The organism is Streptomyces sp. NPDC058459 (genome assembly GCF_042721685.1).
In the GTDB taxonomy this organism is placed as follows: Bacteria; Actinomycetota; Actinomycetes; order Streptomycetales; family Streptomycetaceae; genus Streptomyces.
Map to the genome: position 1 here is coordinate 1 of NZ_JBHXLV010000336.1, position 4038 is coordinate 4038.

Sequence of the window (4038 nt, forward strand, 5' to 3'; positions counted from 1 at the left end):
ACCAACGTCGAAGCCTCCATGTCCTCCCCGTCCAGCCTCCTGCACTGGACCCGGCGCATGATCGAGATCCGCAAGCAGAACCCCGCCTTCGGACTGGGTTCGTTCACGGAACTCTCCTCGTCCAACCCGGCGGTGCTGGCCTTCCTGCGCGAGTACGGCGACGACCTGGTGCTGTGCGTGCACAATTTCTCCCGGTTCGCGCAGCCCACCGAGCTGGATCTGCGGACCTTCGACGGGCGGCACCCGGTGGAGCTGATCGGCGGGGTGAAGTTCCCGGCGATCGGTGAACTGCCGTATCTCCTGACCCTCGCGGGCCACGGTTTCTACTGGTTCCGGCTCACCCGACCCGCATCCCGCATCGGCCGTCGCCGCTAGAGCGCCCGGCGCCGAGGAAAGGACGCGTCACCATGCCCAAGACCATCACCCTCAGCCCCCCGGCGGCGACCGGTGCAGACGGGCTCCTGGCCTCGCTGGGCGGCCTGCTGCGCGAGTGGCTGCCCCGGCAGCGCTGGTTCGCGGGCAAGGACCGGCCGGCCGCCGACCTGTCGGTGCTGTCCGTCACCGAGCTGTTCCCGGGCTGCCTGCATCTGCTGGTGAACGCCTCGCCCGCGCCGCTCTCCACCCCCGGCGGAACCCGCCCGCCCGGCGACTGCTACCAGTTGCTGCTGGGCCTGCGCGAGCGGCCGGCGCCGGGCCTGGAGCGGGCGTTCATCGGGCGCGCCGAGCACGGCCCGCTGGCCGGGCTGGACGTGTACGACGCGCTCAACGACCCGCGCTGGGCGCAGCTGCTGCTGGAGCGGCTGCGGCAGCCCGGCAGGGCGGGCCCGCTGTGCTTCGAGGCCGACCCGGCCGCCGATGTGCCCGGCGGCCTCACCCCCCGGCTGCTGACCACCGAGCAGTCCAACTCCTCGATCGTGTACGGCGATTCCTACATCCTGAAGCTGTTCCGCCGTATCCAGCCGGGCGTCAACCCGGATCTGGAGGTGCCGCAGGCGCTGGCCGCGCAGGGCTGCGCGCAGGTGCCCGCGCCGGTCGCGTGGTTCTGCACCACCGCGCCGCGCCCGGCCACGCTGGGCGTGCTCCAGCCGTTCCTGCCGGACGCGGTGGACGGCTGGGAGCTGGCGCTGCGGGCGCTGGGCCGGGGCGAGGACTTCACCGCCGAGGCGAGCGAGCTGGGCGGTGCCATGGCCGAGGTGCACCTCGCGCTGGCCGGGGCGTTCCCGGCGGCCGGCGGGGACGGGAACGAGGCCACGGCCGAGGCGATGTGCGGCCGGCTGGACGCGGCGGCGCGGGCGGTACCGGGGCTGCGGCCCTATGTACCGGGGCTGCGGGCCGCGTTCGGCGCGCTGGCCGTCCGCGACTGCGGCCCGCGGGCTCAGCGCGTCCACGGCGATCTGCATCTGGGGCAGGTGCTGCGCGCCGGGCCCGAGTGGTTCGTCATCGACTTCGAGGGCGAGCCCTCCCGACCGCTCGCCGAGCGGCGGACCGCGCAGTCCCCGGTGCGTGACATCGCCGGGATGCTGCGCTCCTTCGACTACGCGGCCCGGCAGCGCCGCCCCTGGCGACCCGAGTGGGCGAGCCGCTGCCGCGAGGCGTTCTGCGCGGGCTACGCGGCCCGCGCGGGCTGGGACCCACGCAAGGAGCACGCGCTGCTGCGCGCGCACGAAACGGACAGGGCGGTGTACGAGGTGCTGTACGAGGCGAGACACCGGCCGGACTGGCTTCCGGTCCCGATGGCAGCGATCGAGCGGCTCGCCGAGTGGGGAGGCTGACGTCATGGCACTGCGCGACACCACACTGCCCCAGCCCTCGGACGCCGTCCGCACCCCGGCCGTGGCCCTGGCGGGCGAGGAGCGCGACCGGCTGCTGGGCGGCGCGCATCACGATCCGCACGCCCTGCTGGGCGCCCATCCGGTGCCCGGCGGCGTCCTGTTCCGGGCGCTGCGCCCCCACGCGCTCGGGGTGAGCGTCCTGGCCGGCGGGGAGCGCTCGCCGCTCGTGTCGGAGGGCGGCGGTCTGTTCTCCGCCGTGCTGCCGTACCCGGAGATCCCCGCGTACGAGCTGGTGGTGGCGTACGCGGACGGCGAGCGGACGACGCACGATCCGTACCGTTTCGCGCCCGCGCTCGGTGAGCTGGACCTGCATCTGATCCGGGAGGGCCGGCACGAGGAGCTGTGGAAGGCGCTGGGCGCCCAGCCGATGACCCACGAGGGCGTCGGGGGCACCCGGTTCACCGTGTGGGCGCCGAACGCCCAGGGGGTGCGGCTGGCCGGGGAGTCCACCTTCTGGGACGGCACGCAGTACCCGATGCGCTCGCTGGGCGCGGCCGGGGTGTGGGAGGTGTTCCTGCCGGGGATCGGCGAGGGCACCCGGTACAAGTTCGAGATCACCTCCCGGTACGGCCACCGGTTCCTGAAGGCGGACCCGATGGCCCGGCTCACCGAGGTCCCGCCGGACACCGCCTCGGTCGTCACCTCCTCCCGTTACGCGTGGGACGACGCCGAGTGGATGGCGCACCGGGGCGACACCCCCGTGCACCGGGCGCCGATGTCGGTGTACGAGGTGCATCTGCCGTCCTGGCGGCCGGGGCTGACCTACCGCGAACTGGCCGAGGAACTGCCCGCGTACGTCCGGGACCTGGGCTTCACGCATGTGGAGCTGATGCCCGTCGCCGGGCACCCGTTCAGCGGGTCCTGGGGCTACCAGGTCACCTCGTACTACGCGCCGACGCCGCGTCTCGGGTCGCCGGACGACTTCAGGTTCCTGGTGGACGCGCTGCACCGGGCGGGCATCGGCGTGATCATGGACTGGGTGCCGGCCCACTTCCCCAAGGACGACTGGGCGCTGGCCCGGTTCGACGGGGACCCGCTGTACGAGCCCGGGGACTCCCGGCGGGCGGAGCACCCGGACTGGGGGACGTACGAGTTCGACTTCGGCCGGACCGAGGTGCGCAACTTCCTGGTCGCCAACGCGGTGTACTGGTGCGAGGAGTTCCACATCGACGGGCTCCGCGTGGACGCCGTGGCCTCGATGCTCTACCTCGACTACTCGCGGGAGGACGGCCAGTGGGCGCCGAACCTCTTCGGCGGGCGTGAGGACCTGGACGCGGTCGCCTTCCTCCAGGAGATGAACGCCACCGTGTACCGGCGCTGCCCGGGTGTGGTGACCATCGCCGAGGAGTCGACGGCGTGGGAGGGCGTGACCCGGCCGACCGACAGCGGCGGTCTCGGGTTCGGGCTGAAGTGGAACATGGGCTGGATGCACGACTCGCTGGAGTACGTGCAGAAGGAGCCGGTGCACCGGAAGTACCACCACCACGAGATGACGTTCTCGATGGTGTACGCGTACAGCGAGAACTACGTGCTGCCCATCTCCCACGACGAGGTAGTGCACGGCAAGCAGGCGCTGGTGTCGAAGATGCCCGGCGACTGGTGGCAGCGGCGCGCGAACCACCGGGCGTACCTGGGCTTCATGTGGGCCCATCCCGGCAAGCAACTCCTGTTCATGGGGCAGGAGTTCGCGCAGGGCGCCGAATGGTCGGAGAAGCATGGGCCCGAGTGGTGGCTGCTGGCCGACGACTACCACTCGGCGGCCGGCCACCTGGGCGTGCGCGACCTGGTGCGGGATCTGAACACGGTGTACCGGGACGTGCCGGCGCTGTGGCAGCGGGACACCGATCCGGGCGGCTTCCAGTGGTCCATGTGCGACGCGGCCGACGACAACGTCTTCGCGTTCGTGCGGTACGCCGAGGACGGTACTCCCCTGCTGGCGGTGTCGAACTTCTCGCCCGTGGTCCGGGAGGACTACCGGCTGTGGGCGCCCGAGCAGGTGCCCGCCTGGCAGGAGGCGCTCAACACCGACGCGGTGCGGTACGGCGGCAGCGGGGTGCAGACGGGTGACGCGGGCGGGCTCCGCCCCGAGGACGGCCGGCTGCGCCTCACGCTGCCGCCGCTCTCCACGGTGTGGCTCACGCCCGCCGGCTGAGCCAGCGGGCACCGGCGCCCGACGAGGGGCGGCCAGGGTCGTACGGACCCCGGC

General features: G+C 72.9%; 3 protein-coding genes. All 3 read left to right on the plus strand.

Going from position 1 to position 4038, the window contains the following annotated elements; all coding sequences use genetic code 11:
* Positions 1–375 (plus strand): alpha-glucosidase C-terminal domain-containing protein (locus ACFWN1_RS32075; protein WP_384369879.1); only part of this gene is annotated, 375 nt, incomplete at its 5' end.
* Positions 376–407: 32 nt separating this feature from the next.
* Positions 408–1772, plus strand: coding sequence for a maltokinase (locus ACFWN1_RS32080; RefSeq protein WP_384369882.1), 1365 nt, complete (start codon positions 408–410; stop codon positions 1770–1772).
* Between the two features lie 4 nt (positions 1773–1776).
* The gene (glgB, locus tag ACFWN1_RS32085) at positions 1777–3984 is read left to right on the plus strand and encodes a 1,4-alpha-glucan branching enzyme (RefSeq protein ID WP_384369885.1); all 2208 of its coding nucleotides are present in this window, start codon (positions 1777–1779) and stop codon (positions 3982–3984) included.
* The last annotated feature ends 54 nt before the right edge of the window (positions 3985–4038 follow it).

What these genes read in the sequence shown, in the direction of transcription:
- ACFWN1_RS32080 (WP_384369882.1), top strand. Translation starts at nt 408, where the DNA reads ATGCCCAAGACCATCACCCTCAGCCCCCCGGCGGCGACCGGTGCAGAC.
- glgB (WP_384369885.1), top strand. Translation starts at nt 1,777, where the DNA reads ATGGCACTGCGCGACACCACACTGCCCCAGCCCTCGGACGCCGTCCGC.